This is a genomic window from Kocuria turfanensis (genome assembly GCF_001580365.1).
Taxonomy (GTDB): Bacteria; Actinomycetota; Actinomycetes; order Actinomycetales; family Micrococcaceae; genus Kocuria; species Kocuria turfanensis.
The window spans coordinates 3704302-3726683 of the sequence record NZ_CP014480.1 but is presented as its reverse complement, the minus strand read 5'-3'; the positions used below and the strand labels follow the sequence as shown (position 1 = coordinate 3726683).

The 22382-nt window shown below is 74.5% G+C and carries 25 protein-coding genes; 4 read left to right on the top strand and 21 right to left on the bottom strand.

Features of this window, described 5'->3' with window-relative positions:
- Positions 1 to 3: 3 nt before the first annotated feature.
- Genes AYX06_RS16990 through argC form a run of 4 tightly spaced genes read right to left on the bottom strand, consistent with a single transcriptional unit; the run spans position 4 to position 4576 of the window.
- On the bottom strand, positions 4 to 1344 hold the full coding sequence (locus AYX06_RS16990; protein WP_062736773.1) for an acetylornithine transaminase: 1341 nt from the start codon (positions 1342 to 1344) through the stop codon (positions 4 to 6).
- Positions 1341 to 2270: an acetylglutamate kinase gene (argB, locus tag AYX06_RS16985; protein ID WP_062736772.1), complete on the bottom strand. Its 930-nt coding sequence runs from the start codon at positions 2268 to 2270 to the stop codon at positions 1341 to 1343. Before argB ends, AYX06_RS16990 begins: the two co-directional genes overlap by 4 nt.
- A 45-nt stretch (positions 2271 to 2315) precedes the next feature.
- Entirely contained in the window at positions 2316 to 3530 is a 1215-nt protein-coding gene (gene argJ, locus AYX06_RS16980; protein WP_186815614.1) for a bifunctional glutamate N-acetyltransferase/amino-acid acetyltransferase ArgJ, read from the bottom strand.
- The gene (gene argC, locus AYX06_RS16975) at positions 3527 to 4576 is read right to left on the bottom strand and encodes an N-acetyl-gamma-glutamyl-phosphate reductase (protein WP_062736771.1); all 1050 of its coding nucleotides are present in this window, start codon (positions 4574 to 4576) and stop codon (positions 3527 to 3529) included. Before argC ends, argJ begins: the two co-directional genes overlap by 4 nt.
- A 346-nt stretch (positions 4577 to 4922) precedes the next feature.
- Here argC and AYX06_RS16970 point away from each other — a divergent pair, with 346 nt between their 5' ends.
- Together AYX06_RS16970 and AYX06_RS16965 are read left to right on the top strand one after the other, a co-directional pair.
- Positions 4923 to 5891, top strand: coding sequence for a quinone oxidoreductase family protein (locus AYX06_RS16970; RefSeq protein WP_062736770.1), 969 nt, complete (start codon positions 4923 to 4925; stop codon positions 5889 to 5891).
- A complete protein-coding gene (locus tag AYX06_RS16965) occupies positions 5888 to 7270 on the top strand; it encodes a M1 family metallopeptidase (RefSeq protein WP_232319345.1) in 1383 nt (460 codons plus the stop codon). Before AYX06_RS16970 ends, AYX06_RS16965 begins: the two co-directional genes overlap by 4 nt.
- Positions 7271 to 7363: 93 nt before the next feature.
- On the opposite strand, the gene AYX06_RS16960 is transcribed toward AYX06_RS16965, so the two are convergent.
- The 3 genes from AYX06_RS16960 to pheS all read right to left on the bottom strand — a co-directional run bounded on the left by AYX06_RS16960 (position 7364) and on the right by pheS (position 11810).
- On the bottom strand, positions 7364 to 7981 hold the full coding sequence (locus tag AYX06_RS16960) for a hypothetical protein (protein WP_062736768.1): 618 nt from the start codon (positions 7979 to 7981) through the stop codon (positions 7364 to 7366).
- Between the two features lie 202 nt (positions 7982 to 8183).
- Positions 8184 to 10736 carry a phenylalanine--tRNA ligase subunit beta gene (pheT, locus tag AYX06_RS16955; protein WP_062736767.1) on the bottom strand — a complete coding sequence of 851 codons (2553 nt, stop codon included), beginning with the start codon at positions 10734 to 10736 and terminating at the stop codon, positions 8184 to 8186.
- Between the two features lie 3 nt (positions 10737 to 10739).
- Positions 10740 to 11810 (bottom strand): phenylalanine--tRNA ligase subunit alpha, encoded by a 1071-nt coding sequence (gene pheS, locus AYX06_RS16950; protein ID WP_062737153.1) that lies wholly within the window; start codon positions 11808 to 11810, stop codon positions 10740 to 10742.
- 219 nt (positions 11811 to 12029) lie between these two features.
- Here pheS and AYX06_RS16945 point away from each other — a divergent pair, with 219 nt between their 5' ends.
- Positions 12030 to 12473, top strand: a complete 444-nt coding sequence (locus AYX06_RS16945) for an eCIS core domain-containing protein (protein ID WP_062736766.1) — start codon at positions 12030 to 12032, stop codon at positions 12471 to 12473.
- Between the two features lie 251 nt (positions 12474 to 12724).
- On the opposite strand, the gene AYX06_RS16940 is transcribed toward AYX06_RS16945, so the two are convergent.
- The 6 genes from AYX06_RS16940 to AYX06_RS16915 all read right to left on the bottom strand — a co-directional run bounded on the left by AYX06_RS16940 (position 12725) and on the right by AYX06_RS16915 (position 16468).
- Positions 12725 to 13177, bottom strand: coding sequence for an NUDIX domain-containing protein (locus tag AYX06_RS16940; RefSeq protein ID WP_062736765.1), 453 nt, complete (start codon positions 13175 to 13177; stop codon positions 12725 to 12727).
- Positions 13174 to 14085, bottom strand: a complete 912-nt coding sequence (locus AYX06_RS16935) for a TrmH family RNA methyltransferase (RefSeq protein WP_062736764.1) — start codon at positions 14083 to 14085, stop codon at positions 13174 to 13176. Before AYX06_RS16935 ends, AYX06_RS16940 begins: the two co-directional genes overlap by 4 nt.
- 13 nt (positions 14086 to 14098) lie before the next feature.
- Complete coding sequence (rplT, locus tag AYX06_RS16930) at positions 14099 to 14488, bottom strand: 50S ribosomal protein L20 (protein WP_031282709.1); 390 nt, start codon at positions 14486 to 14488, stop codon at positions 14099 to 14101.
- A gap of 94 nt (positions 14489 to 14582) precedes the next feature.
- The gene (gene rpmI, locus AYX06_RS16925; RefSeq protein ID WP_047803998.1) at positions 14583 to 14777 is read right to left on the bottom strand and encodes a 50S ribosomal protein L35; all 195 of its coding nucleotides are present in this window, start codon (positions 14775 to 14777) and stop codon (positions 14583 to 14585) included.
- 159 nt (positions 14778 to 14936) lie between these two features.
- Positions 14937 to 15851 carry a translation initiation factor IF-3 gene (gene infC, locus AYX06_RS16920; RefSeq protein WP_261775374.1) on the bottom strand — a complete coding sequence of 305 codons (915 nt, stop codon included), beginning with the start codon at positions 15849 to 15851 and terminating at the stop codon, positions 14937 to 14939.
- A gap of 320 nt (positions 15852 to 16171) precedes the next feature.
- Positions 16172 to 16468: a DUF503 domain-containing protein gene (locus AYX06_RS16915; protein WP_062736762.1), complete on the bottom strand. Its 297-nt coding sequence runs from the start codon at positions 16466 to 16468 to the stop codon at positions 16172 to 16174.
- Between the two features lie 84 nt (positions 16469 to 16552).
- Between AYX06_RS16915 and AYX06_RS16910 the strand changes: the two genes are divergently transcribed.
- A complete protein-coding gene (locus AYX06_RS16910; protein ID WP_047804001.1) occupies positions 16553 to 16963 on the top strand; it encodes a DUF1844 domain-containing protein in 411 nt (136 codons plus the stop codon).
- 48 nt (positions 16964 to 17011) lie between these two features.
- On the opposite strand, the gene AYX06_RS16905 is transcribed toward AYX06_RS16910, so the two are convergent.
- The 8 genes from AYX06_RS16905 to AYX06_RS16875 form a co-directional block, all read right to left on the bottom strand.
- Entirely contained in the window at positions 17012 to 17866 is an 855-nt protein-coding gene (locus AYX06_RS16905) for an SseB family protein (RefSeq protein ID WP_062736761.1), read from the bottom strand.
- Positions 17863 to 18615 carry a bifunctional 1-(5-phosphoribosyl)-5-((5-phosphoribosylamino)methylideneamino)imidazole-4-carboxamide isomerase/phosphoribosylanthranilate isomerase PriA gene (priA, locus tag AYX06_RS16900; protein WP_062736760.1) on the bottom strand — a complete coding sequence of 251 codons (753 nt, stop codon included), beginning with the start codon at positions 18613 to 18615 and terminating at the stop codon, positions 17863 to 17865. Before priA ends, AYX06_RS16905 begins: the two co-directional genes overlap by 4 nt.
- Before the next feature lie 112 nt (positions 18616 to 18727).
- Positions 18728 to 18889 (bottom strand): hypothetical protein, encoded by a 162-nt coding sequence (locus AYX06_RS20295; protein WP_186815613.1) that lies wholly within the window; start codon positions 18887 to 18889, stop codon positions 18728 to 18730.
- Positions 18886 to 19650 (bottom strand): imidazole glycerol phosphate synthase subunit HisH, encoded by a 765-nt coding sequence (gene hisH, locus AYX06_RS16895; RefSeq protein ID WP_062736759.1) that lies wholly within the window; start codon positions 19648 to 19650, stop codon positions 18886 to 18888. The genes AYX06_RS20295 and hisH overlap by 4 nt, the downstream gene beginning before the upstream one ends.
- A gap of 17 nt (positions 19651 to 19667) precedes the next feature.
- A complete protein-coding gene (gene hisB, locus AYX06_RS16890; RefSeq protein WP_062736758.1) occupies positions 19668 to 20297 on the bottom strand; it encodes an imidazoleglycerol-phosphate dehydratase HisB in 630 nt (209 codons plus the stop codon).
- A 142-nt stretch (positions 20298 to 20439) separates the two neighbouring features.
- Positions 20440 to 21543, bottom strand: coding sequence for a histidinol-phosphate transaminase (locus AYX06_RS16885; protein ID WP_062736757.1), 1104 nt, complete (start codon positions 21541 to 21543; stop codon positions 20440 to 20442).
- A gap of 70 nt (positions 21544 to 21613) precedes the next feature.
- Positions 21614 to 21934, bottom strand: a complete 321-nt coding sequence (locus AYX06_RS16880) for a DMT family transporter (protein WP_062736756.1) — start codon at positions 21932 to 21934, stop codon at positions 21614 to 21616.
- Positions 21934 to 22317 carry a DMT family transporter gene (locus AYX06_RS16875; protein WP_062736755.1) on the bottom strand — a complete coding sequence of 128 codons (384 nt, stop codon included), beginning with the start codon at positions 22315 to 22317 and terminating at the stop codon, positions 21934 to 21936. The genes AYX06_RS16880 and AYX06_RS16875 overlap by 1 nt, the downstream gene beginning before the upstream one ends.
- Between the last annotated feature and the right edge of the window lie 65 nt (positions 22318 to 22382).

Genomic DNA, 22382 nt, shown 5'->3' with positions numbered 1-22382 from the left:
GGTTCATGCTTCTTTCGCGGGGACGGCGGCCGGAGGGGTGCCGGCCGGGGACGCGGCGGGGGCCGCGACGGCGGTGGTGGCGGTGGTGGCGGTGGACAGGATCCCGGGCAGGGCCTCGAGGAAGGTGCGTGCCTGCTCCTCCGTGAGGATCAGGGGCGGGGCCAGGCGCAGGGTCGCGGGACCGGTGGCGTTGACGATGAACCCGGCCTCCCGCGCGGCCTCGACCACGGCCGGCCCGAACGGGGCGGCGGCGCCCTCGGGGACGAGGAGGTCGGCGCCGATCAGCAGGCCGCGCTGGCGCACGTCGCCGACGCCGGGGACCGCCCGCAGCCCGTCGCCGAGCAGGGCGCCGACCGTGCGGGCGTGCTCGAGCAGTCCGTCCTCCTCGATGACCGTGACGGTGGCCAGTCCCGCGGCGGTGGCCGGAGGGTTGCCGCCGAAGGTGGTGCCGTGCTGGCCGGCGCCCAGCAGGGCGGAGACCTCGGGCCCCACGGTGAGCATCGCCCCGATCGGGAAGCCCCCGCCCAGCCCCTTGGCCAGGGTCAGCGCGTCCGGCAGGTCGTCCCCGGTGAGCTCGGTCGAGGAGGCGAACCAGCGCCCGGTGCGGCCCACGCCGGTCTGCACCTCGTCCACGACCAGCAGCGCCCCGTGCCGGCGGGTCAGCTCCCGGGCGCGCCGGAGGAAGCCCTCGGGCAGCTCGTGCACGCCGGCCTCGCCCTGCACCGGCTCCACGACGAGCGCGGCGACCGTCCCGTCGAGGTGCTGCTCCAGGGCCTCGAGCGTGGCGGGGATGTGCCGCACCCCGCCGGGCAGCGGCTCGAAGGGCGCCCGGTAGGCCTCCTTGGCGGTCAGCGCCAGAGCACCCATGGTGCGCCCGTGGAAGGCCGACTCGAGGGCCAGGACCGTGCTGCGGGGCCGGCCGTCCGGACCGGGGTGCTCCTGGCCGTGCCGCCGGGCGAGCTTGAACGCCGCCTCGTTGGCCTCGGTCCCGGAGTTGGCGAAGAACACGTGGGACCCGGCGGGGGCCCCGGCCAGGGACAGCAGCTTCCCGGCGAGGGCGATCTGCTGCGGCGAGGTGAAGAAGTTGGAGACGTGACCCAGCGTGGCCAGCTGGCGGGAGACGATCTCCACCCAGCGGGGGTGGGCGTGGCCGAGGGCGTTCACGGCGATGCCCGCCAGCAGGTCCAGGTAGTCCCGGCCGTCGGCGTCGGTGACCACGGCGCCGTGGCCGTGGGTGAGCACGAGGGAGGGGCTGCCGAAGACGCCGAGCAGGGAGTCGGAGTACTCCCCGAGCAGGGCGGTCTGCGCGGAGTAGCGGGAGGTGGTGTGCTGGGCGGCGGTCATGACGAGGCTCCGTGGTCGGGGACGAGCTGGGTTCCGATGCCGGTGTCGGTGAAGATCTCGAGCAGGCACGTGTGCGGGCTGCGCCCGTCCACGATGGACGCCCGGCGCGCCCCGCCCTCCACGGCCCGCAGGGCCGCCTCCATCTTGGGGATCATTCCCGCCTGCAGGCCCGGGAGCATGGCCCGCAGCTCCGAGGTGGACAGCGAGGAGATGAGGGAGTCCCGGTCGGGCCAGTTCGCGTAGAGGCCCTCGACGTCGGTGAGCGCCACGAACTTCTCCGCGCGCAGGGCCACGGCGACCGCGGCCGCCGCGGTGTCGGCGTTGACGTTGAGGATCTCCCCGGTCGGCCGGCCGGCGACGTCGACCTCGGGGGCCACGGAGGAGATCACCGGGATCCGCCCGGCGTCGAGGAGCTGGGTGATGGGCTCGGCGTTCACGCCGACCACCTCGCCCACGTGGCCCAGGTCCACCTCGGCGCCGTCCACCACCGTGCCCCGGCGCACCGCGCGGAAGAGCTCGGCGTCCTCCCCGGACAGCCCGACGGCGTAGGGGCCGGTGGCGTTGAGCAGGGAGACGAGCTCGCGCTGGACCTGGCCCGTGAGCACCATCCGGATCGCGTCCACGGCCTCCCGGGACGTCACCCGCAGTCCCCCGCGGAACTCGGAGGCGATGCCCAGCCGCTCCAGCATCCGGTTGATCTGCGGTCCGCCGCCGTGCACGACCACCGGCCGGACGCCGACGTGGCGCAGGAAGACCATGTCCTGGGCGAAGGCCTCGCGCAGCGGCTCGGAGACCATGGCGTTGCCCCCGTACTTGAAGACCATCACGGCGCCGGCGTAGCGCTGGATCCAGGGCAGCGCCTCCATCAGGACGCCCGCCTTCAGCTGGGCGGTCTCGTAGCGGGTCGGGTCACTCGGGTGGGGCATGGTTCTCCTGCGCCGTGGGCGGTGGGACGGTGGGCGGTGGGCGGGTCAGCTGGAGTAGGCGCTGTTCTCCTCGACGTAGTCGTGGGTGAGGTCGTTGGTCCACACGGTCGCGTCCGCGTCCCCGGCCTTGAGGTCGATCAGCACGCTGACCCGCCGGTCCGCGGCGAGGTCCACGTCCTCCCGGGGGTCGCCGATCGCCCCGTCGCGGCACACGGTCACCCCGTTGATGGTCACGTCGAGCTTGTCGGGGTCGAACGCGGCGTCGGTGGTGCCCACCGCGGACAGCACGCGCCCCCAGTTGGGGTCGTTGCCGAAGATCGCCGCCTTGAACAGGTTGGAGCGGGCCACCGAGCGGCTCACGTCCTCGGCCTGCTTCTCGGTCGCCGCGTTGACCGTGGTGATCGCGATGTCGTGGGAGGCGCCCTCGGCGTCCGTGATGAGCTGCTGGGCCAGCGAGTGGCACACCGCCGTCACCGCCTGGCTGAACTCGAACTCGTCCGGGGTGACCCCGGAGGCGCCCGAGCCCAGCAGGACCACGGTGTCGTTGGTGGACATGCAGCCGTCGGAGTCCGTGCGGTTGAAGGTGACCTTCACGGCGTCCTCCAGGGCCCACTGCAGGGCGTCCGAGGAGAGCTCGGCGTCGGTGGTGAGGACCACGAGCATCGTGGCCAGGCCGGGGGCGAGCATGCCCGCGCCCTTGGCCATCCCGCCGACCGTCCACCCGTCGCGGACGTAGGCGGCCTGCTTGGAGACGGAGTCGGTGGTCATGATGGCCCGGGCGGCGGCGGCCCCGGCCTCGTCGTCGCCGCCCAGGGCCTCGACGACCGCGGGCAGGCCCCGCTCCATCACGTCCATGGGCAGCTGCACGCCGATGAGCCCGGTGGAGCACACCACCACGTCGCCGGCCCCGACGCCGAGCGCCTCGCCCACGAGCTCGGCGGTGCGGTGGGCGGCCTGGAAGCCCTGCGGGCCGGTGCAGGCGTTGGCCCCGCCGGAGTTGAGGACCACCGCGGCGGCCCGGCCGTCGGCGGTCGCGGCCTTGGACCACTGGACGGGGGCGGCGGAGACCCGGTTGGTCGTGTAGACCGCCCCGACGTGGTGTTGCGGCCCGTCGTTGACGACGAGGGCGAGGTCGGGTCCGCCGGAGTCCTTGAACCCGGCGACGGTGCCGGCGGCGCGGAAGCCCTGGGCCGCGGCCACTCCGCGGCCGGTGTCGACCTGGAGGGTGCCGGCGGGCTGCTGGGAGGGATACGTTCTCACGGTGCGACTCCTTGGAGGTTCAGGCCGGTGTCCTCCGGCAGGCCGAGGGCGAGGTTCATGGATTGGACGGCACCGCCGGCGGTGCCCTTGACGAGGTTGTCGATGACGCAGGTGACGACCACCCGGCCCGCGCGGGCATCCAGGGCGAGCTGGAGCTGGGCGTGGTTGGAGCCGGCCACCGACTTCGTGGCCGGCCACGTGCCCTCGGGCAGGACGGTGACGAACTGCTCCGCCACGTAGGCGCTCTCCCAGGCCTCCCGCAGCTGGGCGGCGGTGACCCCCTCGGCGACGCGGGCGGTCGCGGTCGTGAGGATGCCCCGCGGCATGGGCGCCAGGGTCGGGGTGAAGGAGATCCGCACGCGCTCGCCCGCGGCCCGGGACAGGCCCTGTTCGATCTCGGGGGTGTGCCGGTGCGCCCCGCCCACCCCGTAGGGGGCCATGGAGCCCATCACCTCGGAGCCCAGCAGGTGCGCCTTGACGGCCTTGCCCGCGCCGGAGGTGCCCGAGGCGGCGACGATCACGACGTCCTCGGGCTCCAGGAGACCGGCCGCGAAGCCCGGGCCCAGGGCGAGCAGGGCACTGGTCGGGTAGCAGCCCGGCACCGCGATGCGCGTGGCCCCGCGCAGCTGCTCGCGCTGGCGGGCGCCCTCCCCGTCGACGATCAGCTCGGGCAGCCCGTAGGGCCAGGTCCCCGCGTGGGCCGAGCCGTAGAACTGGTCCCAGTCCTCGGCGGACTCCAGCCGGTGGTCGGCCCCGGCGTCGATCACCACGGTCTCCGGCGGCAGCTGCGCGGCGATCGCGGCCGAGGCCCCGTGCGGCAGGGCCAGGAAGACGACGTCGTGGCCGGCGAGGTTCTCGACCGTGGTGTCCACGAGCACGCGGTCGGCCAGGGAGTGCAGGTGCGGCTGCAGCTCCCCCAGCCGCTGACCGGCGTTGGAGTGGGCCCCCACGGCCCCGATCTCGATCCCCGGGTGGCCCGCGAGGATCCTGAGGACCTCTCCCCCGGCGTACCCGGATGCTCCCGACACTGCTGCGCTGAACGTCATACGGCCCACTCTAGCTCAAGTTTATGCATGCTCTTCAATAATTATGCACCGTGACGGGGAGAGCACCGACGGCCTCCGGCGCGGCGCCCGGGCCGCTGGGTCGCAGCACGGGTCACCGGGTGTCGCTCCGGCCGAGGCCGTCCGTCGTTCCCCCCGGAACGGCTCTGCCCCCGAATCTACGCTTTCCGGACGCAAACCTCGATCATGACGGGGGTCCTGCCGTGCCCCCACTTCTGCCCCCACTTGTGCTCACGCTACCCCTGCGGGGCCGCCGCGGGCAGTGCCGCCCGGGACGGCGTGCCTACGATGAGGGCGTTCCGTCCGCGAAGTCCAGGAGGTACCCGTCATGGTCCGTTCCGTCATGGTCGAGCAGTCCGGAGGCCCCGAGGTCCTGTCCCTCGGCGAGCGCCCGGACCTCGAACCGGGCCCGCAGCAGCTGCTCGTCGAGACCCGCGCCGCGGGGGTGAACTTCATCGAGGTCTACCAGTGCGAGGGCGTCTACCCCGTGGAGCACCCCTTCACCCCGGGCTCCGAGGGCATGGGCGTGGTCACGGGCGTCGGCTCCGCGGTGGAGCACTTCGCCCTCGGCGACCGGGTCACGACGTCGCAGGCCACCCGGACGTACGCGGACGCCTTCCTGGTCGACGCGGATAAGGCCCTGCGGGTGCCCGCCGGGGTCTCCGACGAGGTCGCGGCGGCCCTGCCGCTGCAGGGCCTCACGGCCCACTACCTGGTCCGCTCCACCTACCCCGTGCAGGAGGGCGACGTCGCTGTGATCACCGCCGGCGCGGGCGGGGTCGGCGGTCTGACGGTGCAGCTGCTGAGGTCGCTGGGCGCCACGGTCATCGCCCTGGTCGGCTCGCAGGACAAGGCGGAGACGGCGCGCTCGCTGGGCGCCGACCACGCCCTCGTCGGCTACGAGGGCTACGCCGAGCGGGTCCGGGAGCTCACCGGCGGCCGCGGCGCGGACGTGGTCTACGACTCCGTGGGCAAGGACACCTTCGACGAGTCGCTCCGGGCGCTGCGCAAGCGCGGGGTGCTGGTGCTCTTCGGCGGCTCCTCCGGCCAGGTGCCCCCGTTCGACCTGCAGGGTCTCGCCCGGCACGGCTCCCTGTACGTCACCCGGCCCACGCTCAACGACTACCTGCTCGACGAGAAGGAGCGCAACTGGCGCGCCGGCGAGCTCTTCGACGCGGTGCTCGACGGGTCCCTGACCGTGCGCGTCGCGCAGACCTTCCCCCTGGCGCAGGCACGGCAGGCGCACGAGGTGCTCCGGTCCCGGGCCGCCCAGGGCAAGCTGCTGCTGGTCCCGTGAGCGCGGCACCGGTGCACCGCTACCTCGGGGCGGACGGCGCCCGCGACCCCTACACCCCGTTCGTCGGGTGCTGCGCGGCCACCGTGGAGCACTACGACCTGGACCTGGACTACGACGTGGAGGACAACGGGCTCGAGGCCCGGGCGGTCCTGACCTGCCGCGCCCTCCGCGACACGGACCGGATCGAGCTGGACCTCACCGAGCTCGCCGTGACCGACGCCCGCGTCGGCGGCGGCGGGCTCGGCGGGCTCCTGGGCCCCCGCAAGGTCGGGGTGCAGCACCGGGGCAGCCGGCTCGTGCTCACCCTGCCGCGGCCGGTCGCCGCCGGGGAGTCCTTCGTGCTCACCGTGGCCTACGAGGGCTACCCGGAGTCCCTCGACGGCCCGTGGGGCGAGATCGGCTGGGCCGAGCTCGACGACGGCGTGCTCGTCGCCGGGCAGCCCACCGGCTCCTCCACCTGGTTCCCGTGCGTGGACCACCCCTCGCACCGGGCGACCTACCGGGTGAGCGTGCACGCGGACGCCGACTACGAGGTCGTGGTGCACGGCGAGCTGGAGTCGGTGGCCGAGCGCGACGGCGAGCGCCACTGGGTCTACACCTCCCGGGTGCCGCTGCCGCCGTACCTGGCCACCGTGCAGATCGGGCCGTACCGGCGCAGCGAGCTCACCGGATCCCGGGTCCCGCAGTACCTCGTGTGCTCGAAGAAGCGGCAGAAGAAGGCCGAGAAGACCTTCGCGGAGCAGGGCAGGATGCTCGAGGCCTTCACGGAGTGGTTCGGCCCCTACCCCTTCCCCAGCTACACCGTGGTGGTCGTGGACGAGTCGCTCGAGGACCCGTTCGAGTGCTTCGCCTGCTCCGTGTTCGGCAAGAACCAGCTCGGCACGGACTGGGAGGAGCAGCGGCTGGTGGCCCACGAGCTGGCCCACCAGTGGTTCGGCAACAGCCTCGTGCTCGCCTCCTGGCAGGACATCTGGCTCAACGAGGGCTTCGCGTCCTACGCGGAGTGGGTCTGGTCCGAGGCCTCCGGGGACAAGCCGGCCCGCTGGCACGCGGAGAAGGCCCACCGGACCCTCTCCAGGATGCGCCAGGACCTCCTGATCGGCGATCCCGGGCAGGTGCGCCTGTTCGACGACGTGGTCTACGTGCGCGGCGCTCTCACCGTCCACGCCCTGCGCGAGGCGCTGGGCGAGGAGGCCTTCCGGGGCATGCTCCGCGGCTGGGTCGCGGCCCACCGCGACGGGTGGGTGAGCACGGCCGGCTTCCGCGAGCACCTGCGCTCCTGGGCGCCCCCGCAGCGCTGGGCGGAGCTCGACGGCCTGCTGGACGCGTGGCTGCTCCGCCCGGAGCTGCCCGCACTGCCCGCCCCCGCCCGGCGCTGACCCGTCCCGTGTCGGCCCGTACGGAGCTGCCCGCACTGCCCGCCCCCGCCCGGCGCTGACCCGTCCCGTGTCGGCCCGGAACGGGCCGGCCGGTCAGTGCCCGGCGGAGTAGAGCCGGCGGGCGTACCACACCCCGCCCACGGCCACGCCCAGGCCCGCCAGGAGCAGCAGCGCGGCCTGGACCCGCTGGCCCGCGATCGTCCCGGCGGTGATGCCGTCCCCGAACTCGCCGGCCTCGGCGGTCTCGACGACCTGCAGCGTGCCGTCCTCGACGGCGAGCAGGGCGTCGGCCTCCTGGTGGAAGTCCCCCTCCCGGTCGCCGGTCTGCGTGCCGCGGAAGACGATCTCCTCCCCCGCCTCCGGGACACGCGGATCGGCGAGCCCGGAGTCGAAGGGCTGCGCCGTGACCGCCTCGTCGACGGGCAGCGCCCCCCGGTAGATGGGGTTGTACGTCTTGGTCTGCAGGTCGTTGGTCATGTCCTGGTACGTCCCGGGGATCACCCACGACCGGTCCGCGTAGCCGGCCAGTTTCCGGGAGTCGTCCCAGGCGAGGGCCCCGCTCACGGCCAGCACCAGGCCCAGGAGCAGCCCGAGCAGGCCCACCGCGGTCGGTTTCCAGGCGATCGGCCGGCGGGAGCGCCCGTGCTCCCGCTCGTCGTCGTCGTCGAAGGCGAAGAACGCCTCCTGCCGGTCGGTGGTCTCCTCGGTCATGCTGAGCTCCTGGAACGGGGTCGGGAAAGGGGGACGACCACGGCGCCGGGCCGAGGTCGGGGACCCGGTGCCACAGTACCGAAGTTCCCCACCGTCCCCGGGAGCGGGACGCGAGTGTGACCGCCCGGGTGCCGGCCGGTCACGGAACGGCGCACGGCCCGCTCCCCGGGGGCGGGGAGCGGGCCGTGCGGCGGCGGGTCGGTCAGCCGCGCAGCACGGCGCCGTGGCGCTCGGCGGCCACCGCGACGGCGGCCTCGCGGGCCGCGGAGGCCTCGTCCGCGGTCAGCGTGCGGTCCGGGGCCCGGAAGCGCAGCGCCAGGGCCACCGACTTCCGGCCCGGCTCGATCCCGGCGCCCCGGTAGACGTCGAAGACGCGGACGTCCTCGAGCAGCTCTCCCGCCCCCTCCTCCAGTGCGGCGCGCAGCTCGGCGGCCGGGACGGACTCCTCGACCACGAGCGCCACGTCCTGCGTGGCGGCCGGGTAGCCGGAGATGGGGCGGGCCTGGACCACGTCGACCTCCGCGGCGATGAGCGAGCTGAGGTTCAGCTCCATCGCCACGGTGCGCGCGGGCAGGTCCTGGGCGGCCACCAGCTGCGGGTGCAGCTCGCCGGCGTAGCCCAGCGGGGTCCCGTCCGGGGCGCTGAGCACGGCCGTGCGGCCCGGGTGGAAGGCCTGGTGCGTGCCCTGCCGCACGGTCAGCTCCACGCCCAGGACCTCCCCGGCCAGCCGGGCGGCGTCCAGGGCGTCCTGCCAGTCGACCGGACGCGGGGTGACCCACGGGCTCTCGGCCGCGTCCCGGCCGGCGAAGACCGCCGCGAGGTGGCGCGGCTGGACCGGGATGCCGGTCTCCAGCTCGTCGAGCACCTCCTGGCCCGGGTGGGCCCCGAGCGGCGGCAGGGTCCGGGTGACCAGCTGCTGCACGGGCCGGAAGACGCGGCCGACCTCGTACAGGGCCAGGTCGCGGAAGCCGCGGGAGGTGTTGCGCCGCAGCACCTCGAGCAGCCCCGGCAGCAGGGAGACCCGCAGCATCCCCTGGGCCTCGCTGATCGGGTTGGCGAGCTTGACCGAGAGCACGGGGGCGCCGGGCTCGGGGGCGCCCCACAGCGCGTTGTCGTCCTGGGAGACGAACGGGTAGGCGAGCACCTCGGTCAGTCCCGCGGCGGCGAGCGCGTCCGCCACGCGCTTGCGGGCCTGCTGCTCGGGGGTCAGCCCGCGGCCGGGCGGGGCCACGGGCAGCCGCGAGGGGATCGTGTCGTAGCCGAGGAGCCGGGCGATCTCCTCGACGAGGTCCTCCTTGGCGAGCAGGTCCGTGCGCCACGACGGCGGCACGACGCGCCAGCCCTCGTCGGTGGTGCGGACCTGGCCGCCGAGCTCGGTGAGGACGGAGACGACCTGCTCGGCCGTGTAGTCCACGCCCACCCGCCGGCCGGCGTAGTCCCAGGGCAGCTCGATGGGATCCGGGGCGGTGGTCGCGTCCACGTCCGTCACCTCGGGACCGGCGGTGCCGCCGGCCAGCTCCACGAGCAGCTCCACGGCGCGCTGGGCGGCCACCGGGGCGATCTGCGGGTCCACGCCGCGCTCGAAGCGCTTGGACGCCTCCGAGGGCAGCCGGTGCCGGCGGGTGGTGCGGGCGACGGAGACCTCGTCGAAGCGGGCCGCCTCCACGAGCACGTCGGCGGTGGCGTCGGAGACCTCGGTGGTGGCCCCTCCCATGACCCCGGCCAGGCCGATCGGCCCGGAGCCGTCCGTGATGAGCAGGTCCTCGGGGTCGAGGGTGCGCTGCTTGCCGTCGAGGGTGGTGAGGGTCTCCCCCGCGGCGGCCCGGCGCACGGTGATGCCCCCGTCCAGCGCCCCGAGGTCGTAGAAGTGCAGCGGCTGGCCGAACTCGAGCATCACGTAGTTGGAGATGTCCACCGGCAGGGAGATCGAGCGGATGCCCGCCAGGCGCAGCCGCGCCGACATCCACGGGGGCGTGGGGGCGGTCGCGTCGATGCCGGTCACCGTGCGGGCGACGAAGCGGGTGCACCCGGGGTTGCCGTGGATGGGGGCGGCGTCGTCGACCGTCACGGGGAAGCCGCCCGCGGTGGGGGCGGGCACCCGGGCGGCCACGGCCTCGGCCGGGTCGGTGAAGGGCTGGTGCACGGCGTGGCAGTACTCGCGGGCCACCCCGCGGATGGAGAAGGCGTAGCCGCGGTCCGGGGTCACGTTGATCTCGGCGGCCTCGTCGTGGAGCCCGAGCAGCTCCAGGGCGTCCGCGCCGATCTCCGGGTCCAGGCCCAGCGTCGAGAGCACCAGGATGCCGTCGTGGTCCTCCCCGATGCCGAGCTCGCGCACCGAGGCGATCATGCCCGCGGAGGTGTGCCCGTAGGTCTTGCGCGCCGAGATCCGGAAGTTCCCGGGCAGCACGGCGCCGGGCAGGGTCACCACGACCTTGTCCCCGACCTCGAAGTTGTGGGCCCCGCAGATCACGCCCTGCACCCCGGAGGGGTCGATGCCCTTGCCGGTCAGGGTCTGCTCCTGGCCCTCGGGCACCACGCGCACCGTGCACCAGTTGACGGTCTTGCCGTTGGAGTGGGTCTCCGGCTCCTTGGACAGCACCTGGCCCACGACGACCGGGCCGTGCAGCTCGTCCGCGGGGCGGTGGACGTCCTCCTCCTCGAGGCCGACCTGGACCAGGGTGGCCAGGACGTCCTCGGCGGTGGCGTCCGCGGGGACGGGGGCGTGCTCGCGCAGCCATGACAGAGGAACTCGCATGTCTTAGATCTCCATCCCGAAGTGCTCGCTGAAGCGGATGTCGCCCTCGACCATGTCGTGCATGTCCGGGACGTTGTTGCGGAACATCAGGGTCCGCTCGATGCCCATGCCGAACGCGAAGCCGGAGTGCACCTCGGGGTCGATGCCGGCGGCGCGCAGCACGTTGGGGTGGACCATGCCGCAGCCGCCCCACTCGATCCACCGCGGCCCGCCCTTGGCGTTCGGGTGCCACACGTCCAGCTCGGCCGAGGGCTCGGTGAACGGGAAGTAGTTGGGGCGCAGCCGGATCCTCGCCTCCGGGCCGAACATCTGCCGGGCGAAGTGCTCGAGCGTGCCCTTGAGGTCGGCCATCGACAGGCCCTTGTCCACGGCCAGGCCCTCGACCTGGTGGAAGACGGGGGTGTGCGTGGCGTCGAGCTCGTCGGTGCGGTAGGTGCGCCCGGGGACGACGACGTAGACCGGCAGCTCCCGGGTCAGCAGGGTGCGCATCTGCACCGGGGAGGTGTGCGTGCGCAGCACGAGGTGGGCCTCGGGCGGGTCCACGAAGAACGTGTCCTGCAGCTCCCGGGCGGGGTGGTCCGGCTTGAAGTTCAAGGAGTCGAAGTTGTACCACTCGGACTCGACCTCGGGCCCGTCGGCGACCTCCCAGCCCATGGCCACGAAGGTCTCGCCGATGCGCTCCATGAGGTTGGTCAGCGGGTGCCGCCCGCCCAGCTTCCGGCGGCGGCCGGCGGCGGTGACGTCCACCGCCTCCTCCACCAGGATCCGGGCGTCGCGCTCCTCCTCGAGCACCGTGGTGCGGGCGGCGATCGCCTGGTTCACGCGGCCGCGGGCCTGGCCCACGAGCTTGCCGGCGGCGGCCTTCTGCGTCTTGTCGAGCGAGCCGATCTGCCGGTTGGCCAGCGCCAGCGGGGACCGCTCCCCCGCGTGCGCGAGCCGGACCTCCTTGAGCTCGTCGAGGTCCTGGGCGTTTCCGACGGCGGCCAGGGCCGCCTCCACGGCCGCGGCGACCGCGGCCTCGTCGGTCGGGTCGACCGCGCCGCTCGGCGCGGTCTCGGATGGCAGTTCAGACATCAGCACTGGCTTCTTCGGCTCGGGGACAGTGGCGTCCGGGCACGCCGGCTCACGTTCCGTGAGTCCAGTGGCACGGGAAAGCCCGGATCGGCGCGGATCGCGGGCGGACCCCAGTCTATGGCACACGGTCCACGGGCCCGGGCCCGCACCTCGGCGCCGGGCCGGGCCGGGGCCGGACGGGACGTCGCGGCCCGGTGACCCGCGGCCTAGTCTGGGCCCATGAGCGCTCCGGCCGGCCGCCGGGCCCGCCTGCGCGCGGCCTGGAACATGGCGAACCTGTCCACCCCCCTGGGGCTGCTGGTGGCCGCGCTCACGGGCACGCGCGTGGTGCGCGGTCCCGAGGGGCTGCTGCTGGGCTTCGGCTACCGGCCGCGGCTGCCCAGGGCGGGGGCGTTCACCGTGGGCAACGTGGTCCTCTTCCGGGCCGGGCCCGACGACGTCGCCGCCCGCCCGCGGCTGCTGGCCCACGAGTCCCGCCACGCCAGCCAGTACGCCCTGTGCCTGGGCCTGCCGTTCCTGCCCCTCTACGGCGCCGCCGCCGGGTGGTCGGTGCTGCGCTGCGGGCACCCGGCCCCGCACAACCCGTTCGAGGTGCGGGCGGGCCTGGCCGACGGCGGCTACCGTGTCCGGCCCCGCCGCCGGAGGAAGCGCACCCGCCCGTGACTGACCACGGTTCCCCCGAGTGACCACGGGACCGTGTGGTCACTCGGCGATGGCGTGGTCAGTCGGGGGTGACGTGGTCACTCGTGGAAGCCGCGGTCAGCCCGGGGGCCGTGGTCGATCGGGGAACCGTGGTCGGTTGAGGGTGGCGTGGTCAGTCGGGAAAGCCGTGGTCGGTCGGGGCTCTCGGCGGCCGCCCGGGCGACCGCGACCAGGCGGGGTCCGGGGCGGCCCGGAGGGCGGTGGTCGGCCGGTCAGGCGGTGAGCCGGGCGAGCAGCGCCCGCACGATCGGCAGGTCGGCCGGGATCCAGGGCAGGGCCAGCGCGGCGGCGGCGTCGCCGAGCGGCACCCAGCGCACGGCCAGGTGGTCCTGCCCGGCCGCGGGAGCGGGCGAACCCGCCGCGAGCACGCCGGTCCAGACGCGCATCGCCGCCGTGTCCTTCAGGGGCCAGCCCTGCGGGTGCGGGCCGGGCACCTCCGCCAGCAGCTCCACGTGCGCGCCGAGCTCCTCGGCGCACTCGCGCCGCAGGGCGGCCTCGCAGGTCTCGCCGGGCTCCTGCTTGCCGCCCGGGAACTCCCACAGCCCGCGCAGCCCCGCCGGGTAGGCGCGCTGGGCGGCGAGGAACGCCGTGGGACGGTGCGGGTCGTCCAGCAGGGCGGCACCGACCACCTGGGTGCGGAACGCGGCGGGCAGCGGCGCGGTCATCGGCGCGCCCGCCCGGCCCGTCGCTGCGCGCGCGCCGAGGCGTAGAGGCACACGGTGGCCGCGGTGCCCACGTTGAGGGACTCCGCCCGGCCGTACACCGGCACGGCCACGCGGTGGTCGGCCAGGGCCTTCTCCTCCTCCGACAGCCCCTGGGCCTCGTTGCCGAACAGCCACACGGTGGGGCGGGCCAGGTCGTAGCCGGAGTCGTCGGGCGGGGCCCCGGCGGCACGGGCGGCGGAGGAGTCCTGGAGCCGGTCGAGGTCGACGTCGCCGCGGCCGTCGGCGGCGAGGACGCCGCAGCCGGCCGCGCGGGCGGCCCGGACCAGCTCGGGCAGGTCCGCGCCCACGGCCACGGGCAGGTGGAACAGGGATCCGGCGGTGGACCGGACCGCCTTGGGGTTGTAGACGTCGACGCTGCCGGTGCCGAGCACCAGCGCGTCGGCCCCCGCGGCGTCCGCGGCGCGCAGGAGCGTGCCCGCGTTGCCCGGGTCCTGCACCCGGGCCAGCACAGCCACCAACTGCGGGGCCGACCGGAAGATCCCGGCCGCGGGCACGTCCAGGGACCGGCAGACCACGACGACGCCCTGCGGGCTCACCGCGTCGCTCATCGCCGCGAGCACCTCCCGGGTGACCAGGCGGACGAACACGGCACGGTCGGCGGCCACGCGCTCGAGCAGGGCGGTGACGTCCGGGTGCTGCGCCAGCGCGTCCTCGGTGACGTAGACGGCGTCCACGCACGGGGACTCCAGGTGCCGGGCGAGGGCCTCCCGGGCGTTCTGCGGCCCCTCGGCGAGGAACAGCCCGCGCTTGGAACGCGCGGAGCGCCCGGCCAGTCCCGCGACGTCCCGCACCCGATCGGCTCGGGGGTTGGACATCGGCCGGTCGGCCAGGCGCTCCGTGAGGTTCACAGCTCCGACGGGGTCAGGCTGCGGCTTCGCGCGGCGCGGAGGTGTCCTCCGGCAGGGCGTTCTTGGCGATCTCGACCAGCCCGGCGAAGGCCTGCTGGTCGTTGACGGCCAGCTCGGCGAGCATGCGGCGGTCGACCTCCACCTCGGCGGCCTTCAGACCCTGGATGAAGCGGTTGTAGGTCAGGCCGTTGGCGCGGGCAGCGGCGTTGATGCGCTGGATCCACAGCCGGCGGAAGTCGCCCTTGCGCTTGCGGCGGTCGTTGTAGCTGTAGACGAACGAGTGGGTGACCTGCTCCTTCGCCTTGCGGTAGAGGCGCGAGCGCTGGCCGCGGTAGCCGGAGGCCTGCTCGAGGATTTCCCGGCGCTTCTTGTGGGCGTTGACCGCCCGCTTCACACGTGCCACGTGTGTACTCCTTCACTTCGGTCCCGGCCGATCGGCCGGGAGGTCAAATCTGTGCGGGGCGGGGAGGCGGGCTCCCCTGCGGATGCGATGGGGGTTACTTGCCCAGCATCTTCTTGATGACCTTGGCCTCGCCGGGGGTGACGATCTGGTCGGAGGCCAGGCGGCGGGTCAGGCGGGAGGACTTGTGCTCCAGGTAGTGGCGGCGGTTGGCCTGCTGGCGCTTCACCTTGCCGGTACCGGTGAGCTTGAAGCGCTTCTTCGCCCCGCTGTGGGTCTTCATCTTCGGCATGTGGGCCGTTCTCCTTGCGTCTCTTCCGGTGGTGGCCACCGGAGGGCACGACGACGTCCGTCGCACCTCAACGGTGCCCCCCGGGCGCAGCCGGGACCGGCTGCGCCCACAGGGCGTTGTCAGTTCTGCTCCGCTCGCGCGGAAGGTCCTGCTGCCCGCTCAGGCCCGCGGACCGGGCTTGGCGCCCGGCCTCGGGCCGGGCCGCGGGGCCTTGGGCGCCGGCCGCGGCGCCTGGGGGACCGCGGCCTTCGGCGCCGCCGGTGCCGCGGGACGCGGCGCCGTCTCCGCGGGGGCGGCGGGAGCCGCCTCCTGCTCCGTGGCCGCGGGGGCGGCAGGTGCCGCCTCCTGGACCTCGGGCTCCGGCGCGGCCTGCTGCGCCTCGGGCTCCGGCGCGGTCTGCTGCGCCGGCTCCTCGGTCCGGGCGGCCTGCTCGCGCAGCTCGGCCGGGAACGCGTCCCCGATCGACTGGGTCACGGGCTCGGCGGAGGAGGTGTCGACCTTCTCCTTGGCCTTCCGGTCGTTCTCGGCCCGGGCCTCCTCGCGCTGCTTCTGGCGGCGCGCCTCGGCCTTGGCCTCGGCCTTGTTCTTCAGCGGGCCCACGACCATGACCATGTTGCGTCCGTCGACCCGGGGGCTCGACTCGACCGCGCCGACCTCGGCGACGTCGTTCGCGAAGCGCTCGAGCAGGCGCACGCCCATCTCGGGGCGCTGCTGCTCACGGCCGCGGAACTGGATCATGGCCTTGACCTTGTCGCCGGCGCCGAGGAAGCGCTTGGCGTGGCCGACCTTGGTCTCGTAGTCGTGGGTGTCGATCTTGAGCCGGAACCGGACCTCCTTGAGGACCGTGTTCGTCTGGTTCTTGCGCGACTCCCGGGCCTTGACCGCGGCCTCGTACTTGTACTTGCCGAAGTCCATGAGCTTGGCCACCGGCGGCTTGGCGTTGGGCGCCACCTCGACCAGATCGAGATCCGATTCGCGGGCCAGCCTCAGTGCGTCCTCGACGCGGACGATGCCGACCTGCTCGCCTGCGGGTCCGACGAGACGGACTTCGGGGACTCGGATTCTGTCATTGATACGTGGATCGCTAATGCCGTGCTCCTGATGTTCTGCGTGATCGCCCGGAGGTCTCCGGGGACCTCATGGTCCGGTGCGGTCCGCAACGGCAAAAGCCCCCGCTGCGGTCGGCAAGCGGAGGCTCATCGGCGCACCACCCGGAAGTGGTGCGCTGCGTGACGGCACCGGCGCGGGAAACCCGGCGGGCCGTCGTGCGGACGATGTCGTCGCGAACCCGGCGACCGTGGTCGGCGCGGGTGGGAGTTGCCTCCACTTGCACACTGCCCGACAGTCTAGCCCATCGGCCGGGGGTTGGGGAACCGGGCTCCTCCCCGACCCCTTCACTCGTCCTCGGTCGTGTGCAGGCCCCGGCGTGCCGAGAGCAGCTCCGTCTCGGGGCGGGCGGCCACGAAGCGCTCGAGCTGGTCGAGGACGTCGACGAGGTGGGCGGAGTCCCCGGCGACCGCGCCGGCCCCCACCAGGGCCCGGCGGTGCAGGTCGAGGTGGCCGACCTCCGCGGCGCTCACCGGGAAGCGGCGGCGCAGCTCGGCCACGAGGGGCCGCACCAGCGACCGCTTGGCCTTCAGGGAGTGCACGTCCCCCAGCAGCAGGTCGAACTCGATCCACCCGATCCACACCGCGGTCCCGCTCCTCCCCGGCCGGCGCCGGCCTCCCCTGCAGGATAGGCCCGGCGGGCGGGAGCGGTGTGGCAGAGTTGGACCATGACTTCCGAGAACACCTTCCGCTTCGACGACGACGCCGCCCGCTCCGGCCAGGACATCCCGCAGGAGACGGTGCAGGCCGTCGACGAGCAGATGCGCGACATCGCGGAGGTCCCCGCCATCGAGGTCATCACGACCGCCGCCGTCCACCTGATGAGCGCGGCCGCCGTGAAGTGCGGCCTGGCCGCCGGCGAGGACGCGGACGAGCTCAAGGACCTGGACGAGGCGCGCAAGCTCATCACCGCCCTGGCCGGCTTTGTCACGGCCGCCGCCCCGGAGATCGGGTCCCAGCACGCCGCCCCGCTGCGCGACGGCCTGCGCACGCTGCAGCTGGCCTTCCGCGAGGCCTCCCTCTACCCGGACGCACCCGGGCAGGGGCCGGGCGAGAAGTTCACCGGACCGGTGAGCTGAGAGGGCTCCCGGGCACCACGTCGACGCGGGCTGATCCGGGACACCGGGTCAGCCCGCGGTCGTGAGGCGCAGCTGCATCGAGTCCACGTCCTCGGCGAGGGCCGGCTCGACGCTGAGCCGGGCCTGGAAGCGGGCGAGCACGTCGTCCACCTGCGTCCGGTCCAGCCCGGCGTGCAGGGAGAGCACGACCGCCAGCTCCGGGCCGGCTCCTCCGCCGTCGACGACCGTGCCGTCCGCGGCCCGGGCCGCGACGCCGCTGCCGGGCGCGGTTCCCGCCGAGGCCACCCCGGGCAGTCCCTCCGCGCAGCGGCGCACCGCCTCGGCGACGGCCGGGCTGCGGTAGGAGGGCGTCCAGGCCCGGCCCTGGGCCAGCGCCCAGAGCGCCGGCCGGCGCACGACGAAGGGCAGGTCCGCGCCGGGGTCGAGCACGAGCAGCTGGGTGCCGTCCTTGACCGCCGCCACCGCCGCCCGGCGGACGTCGGTGGCCACGGGCCGGGCCTGGGGGTGCCAGGCGGCCAGGGCCGCGGTGGACGTGAACACCGGCAGCACCGGGCGGCCGTCGGCCGCCCGCAGGGACACGAGCGCCATGTCCGCCTCCTTGTCGGCCACGTGCCCGGAGGCGGTCACGGTCGAGGAGGAGACCTCGGCCACGACCGGCACGAACACCCGGGTGCGGGCCAGGGCGGCGACCACCGGCGACTCGTCCCCGGCGCCGGCCCGCAGGCCGGCGAGCGCGTCGAGGACCGCCGCGGCGGCGGCGCCGTCGTCGTCGGGGAACCGGTGGGTGTGGCTGGTGCCCTCCCCCAGGTTGCGCCCCGCCCAGGCCTGCCCGCCGGTGTCCTCCGTGCCGCCGGCGCTCGCGAGCTGGGCCGCGATGTGGGCGGGGAGTCGGCGCTCGGTCACCGCGCCGCCGGACGGCCCGCCACGTCGAGGGCCTCCCCGAGCGTGAACCGGCCCGCGTAGAGGGCCTTGCCCACGATGGCGCCCTCCACGCCGGAGGGCACGAGGGTGCGCAGGGCCGCGAGGTCGTCGAGGGAGGAGATGCCGCCGGAGGCGACCACCGGCTTGTCCGTGCGGGTGGCGACCTCCTTCAGCAGCTCGAGGTTGGGGCCCTTGAGGGTGCCGTCCTTGGTGACGTCGGTGACCACGTACCGGGCGCAGCCGTGCTCCTCGAGGCGGTCCAGGACCTCCCAGAGGTCACCGCCCTCCTCGGTCCAGCCGCGCGCGGCGAGCGTGGTGCCGCGCACGTCGAGGCCCACCGCGATGACCTCGCCGTGCTGGGCGATCACCTTCCCGGTCCACTCGGGGTTCTCCAGGGCGGCGGTGCCGAGGTTGATCCGGGCCGGGTCCAGGGACAGGGCCCGCTCCAGCGAGGCGTCGTCCCGGATGCCGCCGGACATCTCGACCTTCAGCTCCAGCTCGGCCGCGACGCGGCGCAGCACCTCGATGTTGTCCCCGCGGCCGAAGGCGGCGTCGAGGTCCACGAGGTGGATCCACTCCGCCCCGGCCTCCTGCCAGGCGAGCGCGGCCTCCAGGGGGTCGCCGTAGCCGGTCTCGGAGCCGGCCTCGCCCTGGACCAGGCGCACGGCCTGGCCGTCGGCGACGTCGACGGCGGGCAGCAGCTGCAGGCGGGGGGTCTCGCTCAGGGGCATGGGATCTCTTCCTTCTCGGGCTCCCGGGCGGCGCGGGGCCGTCCGGGGCTGCTCGGGTGGTGGAGCTGCTCGGGGAGCCGCTCCGGGTCGGGGACGTGCGGGACGGGCGGGCTCAGCGGGCCTGGAACCAGGAGTACCAGCCGTAGCCGATGAGCCCGGCGGCGACCAGGGCCAGGGCCACCACCGTCCAGGCCGGCATCCTCTGCCGGTGGAAGGAGATGGCGCCGCCGGCGACGAAGGCGCCGAGGACCATCACGACGACGGCGGCGCTCACGCGGCGTCGCCCTCCTGCTGGAGGGTCGGGCGCCCGGCCAGGGTGTCCCCGCCCAGGGGGTCCCCGGCCTTGAGGTGGTCCAGCCGGCCGGTCCGCGGGAGGGTGCCCAGCCAGTTGCGCAGCAGCTGGATGCCGGCCTCGGAGGACTTCTCCGGGTGGAACTGCGTGGCGCACAGCGCCCCGTTCTCCACGGCGGCGACGAACCGTCCCCCGTGCTCGGACCAGGTGACCTGCGGCGGCTTCATCTTCAGGATGTTCTGCGGGAAGTCCCACTCCTGCACCCCGTAGGAGTGCACGAAGTAGAACCGCTCGTCCTCGATGCCCCGGAACAGCACCGATCCCTCGGGCGGCTCGACGGTGTTCCAGCCCATGTGCGGGACCACGTCGGCCTTCAGCCGCTCGACGACGCCGGGCCACTCGCCCATGCCCTCGGTCTCCTGGCCGTGCTCGACGCCGGACTCGAACAGGACCTGCAGGCCCACGCAGATGCCCAGCACGGGGCGCCCGCCGGCGAGTCGGCGGCCGATCAGGCGCAGGCCGTCGACGGAGCGCAGGCCCTCCATCACCGCGGCGAAGGCGCCGACGCCCGGGACCACGAGCCCGTCCGCGTCCAGGACGGCCTGCGGGTCGGCGCTGAGCACCACGTCCGCTCCGGCGGCCTCGAGGGCGCGCACGGCCGAGCGGACGTTGCCCGCGCCGTAGTCGAGGACCGTGACGGTGGGGCGGGCGGCCGGCTCCGGCCGCGCGGACTGCTCCGGCATGCGATCTCCTTCCGCGCTCACAGGGCGCCCTTGGTCGAGGGGATGCCGCTGACCCGGGGGTCGGGCTCCACGGCCTGGCGCAGGGCCCGGGCCAGGGCCTTGAACTGTGCCTCGGCGATGTGGTGCGGGTCCCGGCCGGCCAGCAGCGTGATGTGCAGGCAGATCCCGGCGTGGTGGGCCAGGGACTCGAAGACGTGCTGGACCATCGAGCCGGTGAAGTGCCCGCCGATGAGGTGGTACTGCTGCCCCTCGGGCTCCCCGGTGTGCACCGCGTAGGGGCGCCCGGAGATGTCCACCACGGCGTTGGCCAGGGCCTCGTCCAGCGGGACGGTGGCCTCGCCGAAGCGGCGGATGCCGGCCTTGTCGCCCAGAGCCTGCCGCAGGGCGTCCCCGAGGACGATGGCCGTGTCCTCGACCGTGTGGTGGACGTCGATGTGGGTGTCGCCGGTGGCCCGGATCCGCATGTCGATCAGGGAGTGCTTCGACAGGGCGGTGAGCATGTGGTCGTAGAAGGGCACCGAGGTGTCGATGTCGTTGGCGCCCGTGCCGTCGAGGTCGATCTCGACGGACACCGAGGACTCGCTCGTGCGCCGCTCCAGGGAGGCGCGGCGGGGGGCACGGGTGCCGGTGGGGCTCTGGTCGGTCATGCGGGTGGAACTCCTCGCGGGCGCGGCGCGGCCGTCGACGGGCCGCGGGGTGGCCCGGGCCGCCCCGGGCGGGCGGGGCGTCGGGCCCGGTGGTTGTCTGCCTCCATGCTATCCGGGACGGGAGGCCCCGGCTCGCGGGGTCTCAGCCGGCGGAGACGATCCGCTCCATGCTGGTCAGGAAGGCGGTGGTCTCCTCCTCCGTGCCGGCGGTGACCCGCAGGTGGCCGGGGATCCCGACGTCGCGCACGAGCACCCCGTCCTCGAGCAGCGCCTGCCACATGGCCCGCGAGTCCGGCATCCCGCCGAAGAACACGAAGTTGGAGTCCGACGCCGCCGGTGCGAGCCCGAGCCGGCGCAGCTCCTCGACGATGCGGTCCCGCTGGCGCTTGATGTCCTCGACATTGGCCAGCAGCGCCTCCGAGTGGCGCAGGGCGGCCAGGGCGGTCGCCTGGGTGACGGCCGAGAGGTGGTAGGGCAGGCGCACGAGGCGGATCGCGTCCGCGACCTCGGGGGCCGCGGCGAAGTAGCCCAGCCGGGCGCCGGCGAGCGCGAAGGCCTTGCTCATGGTGCGGCTGACGATCAGGCGGGGCCGGCCCGCCAGCAGGGACAGCGCGGTGCCCGTGCCCCCGTGGGAGAACTCCGCGTAGGCCTCGTCCACGACCACGACGGCCCGGTGGGGCTCACCGGCCTCGTACACGGCCGTGACGACGTCCTCGTCCAGGGCCGTGCCTGTCGGGTTGTTGGGCGAGCAGAGGAAGACGACGTCGGGGCGGTGCCGGCGGACCTGCTCGGCCGCCGACTCCGCGGTGAGCCCGAAGTCCGCGGACCGCTCCCCCGCCACGAAACCGGTGTGCGTGCCCGCGGCCAGCAGCGGGTACATGGAGTAGGTCGGGACGAAGGTGAGCAGGGAGCGCCCGGGACCGCCGAAGGCCTGCAGGATCTGCTGCAGGATCTCGTTGGAGCCGTTGGCCGCCCAGAGGTTCTCCGCCCCCAGCCCGTGGCCCAGGTACGCGGCGAGCTCCTCCCGCAGGGCCGTGAACTCCCGGTCCGGGTACCGGTTGAGGGTCCAGGCCGCCGCGGTGACCTCCTCCACGATCGCGGTGTGCACGTCCGCCGGGACCGGGTGGGTGTTCTCGTTGGTGTTGAGGGCCACGGCGACGTCCAGCTGCGGGGCGCCGTAGGGGGCCTTGCCGCGCAGGTCGTCGCGCAGCGGGAGGGCGTTGAGTCGGTCCAGGTTCTGCGTCACCCGAACAGTTTAGACCTGCCCCCGGTGCCCGCCCGCGGGCCGGGGCGGGGCGGGCGGGTCAGTGGGTGGGTCAGTGGGCGGCGCCGAGCTCGATCAGCAGGACTCCGCCCATGATGAGCGCGATGCCCAGCACCATGACCCGGCTCAGGGGCTCACCGAAGAACAGGCGGCCCGCGACCGCGGTGAGCGCCACGCCCGCGGCGGCCCAGATGCCGTAGGCCACGCCCAGCCCCAGCCCGTGGCGCAGGGCCAGGGCGAGCAGCGTGAACGCGAGCAGGTAGCCGGTCACCACGGCGGCGTACCAGCGTCTGCGGCCCTCCGCGGCGACCCGCAGGGACAGGGTGGCGGCGACCTCGGTGAGGATCGCCCCGGTCAGGTAGAGCCAGGCCATCAGGCGCCGCCGTCCCGGGCGGCCCGGTGGGCGCCGACCTCCACGCACAGCACCCCGGCGACGACCAGGACGATGCCGGCGAGCACCAGCAGGGTCAGCGCCTCCCCGAAGACCAGGGCCGCCAGGAGGGCGGTGAGCGTCACGCCCGTCGCCGCCCAGATGCCGTAGGCCACGCCGACGGGCAGACCGCGGCGCAGCACCGCCGCGAGGAACACGAACGCGGCGCTGTATCCGGTGACCACGAGCAGGTACCAGCCGGGGTGCCCCAGGGCCGCCTTCAGGGCCAGTGAGGCGGCCACCTCGCTGCAGATCGCGGCACCCAGCAGCGGCCAGACGGTGCTCGCCCGGGTCCGGGGAGGCCGCCGGGGCTCACGGGCGGACACGGGGGGGCGGCGGGTTCCCGCGGTCGGGACGCGGGTGGAGGGCTCCGGTGCTCATGCCCCCGACC